Here is a 1,293-nt window from a genome sequence, read left to right on the forward strand (position 1 = left end):
GGGTCGACGTCGCTGTCTCCAGCCCCAGCCGTGGCTACGGCGGACGCGGCTGGGGCGTTTTCGTCCATCAGTAGATCGCCATCCGGCGTCGCTGCCGCCGCGCTGTCGTCGACTTCAGTGGGCTCGGGGTGCGGTTTCGTTCGGTCGTCATTTGTCATGTGGGACCTTCTGTGTACTTACGGTGACAGTCGCTTGCGGACGGGGCGTCACCGTAGTGGCGGCGACACGGTGACGGGGACCTCGGCGCGACCTGGTCGCGACGCCGGGAAAGTTCGGCCGAGGAGGTCGCCGATCGACCCGAAGTCGACGTATGTGTCGGCGACTTTCTCGGTCGCCGGTTTCACCGCCCGGGTGATCGTCAGCAGATCCGGCTGCAGGATCTGAATATAGCCGTTGAGCTTTTCCACAAGCTTCAACACGGGAGGCCACTTGTCGTACGAGGTGGTTGTGAACCTGATGAACGCCCGTTGAATCCGCGCCAGCCCGTTCACGGCGTCAGGGGTGCGTACAGATGCCGTACTGAGGACGTCCCCGGCATTGGACAAGAGGCCGAGCAGGAACTCGGCGTTGTCTGCGGTCACCCGGACGGACCCATCTTTGCCGACGAAATCGACTACACGGTGCATCATGTCGCCGATCGTGTCGAGGTCGTCCTGCCGTCCGGCGACGGCCTCGGCGACGGTCTTGTTGATGGACTCGATCGATTCCGGGTCGAGCCCATCTGCCACTGCAGCCAACTTTGGCAACACCTGGGGAACCGATTGCGACACGTGCACCGCGTCCGCGGGCACCACGTCTCCGTTATCGAAGTACCCACCGGTTGCCGTGCCCGCGGGCACGAAGTTGATGTACTGTTCCCCCGCGAGCGACAGATTCTGGATTGACATCTCGCTGTCCTGGGGGATCTTGTGGTCGGAATCGATCGTCATCTCGACCTTAATTGCCGAATCCGCGACGTTGATCGAGGACACCTTTCCGACGGGTACCCCCCGCACCATCACCGGCGATGTGTCCAGCAGACCGCCTGAGCTGTCGATGATGGCGGTTAAGGAGTACTCGGAGCGGGTGGGGTTGATGTGTGCCACGCCGACGACGAGGTAGCCGAGCCCTACGACGAACACGACGGCGAGAGCCAGTATCGATATGAGCGTGCTGCTGCGGTTCACGGCATCATTCCGATTGATCTCAACACGGTTATGAAGGATTCGGCGTCACGCCGCGCTAGGTCCCGACCATCGATGGAGATGTCCGAGAGGTTAATGTCGGGCGACCGCACGAATGGAATGAGTTTGT

1 protein-coding gene and 1 pseudogene are annotated in these 1,293 nt (G+C 61.9%); both read right to left on the bottom strand.

What is annotated here, in order from left to right; all coding sequences use genetic code 11:
- Window positions 1–206: 206 nt before the first annotated feature.
- Complete coding sequence (locus tag AB0366_RS27085; RefSeq protein ID WP_235172425.1) at window positions 207–1,166, bottom strand: MlaD family protein; 960 nt, start codon at window positions 1,164–1,166, stop codon at window positions 207–209.
- Window positions 1,163–1,293 (bottom strand): annotated as a pseudogene (locus tag AB0366_RS27090) (MCE family protein); the annotation flags it as partial. The gene AB0366_RS27085 and the pseudogene AB0366_RS27090, both read right to left, overlap by 4 nt.

It is taken from the genome of Rhodococcus sp. NPDC076796, assembly GCF_040702765.1.
Taxonomy (GTDB): domain Bacteria; phylum Actinomycetota; class Actinomycetes; order Mycobacteriales; family Mycobacteriaceae; genus Rhodococcoides.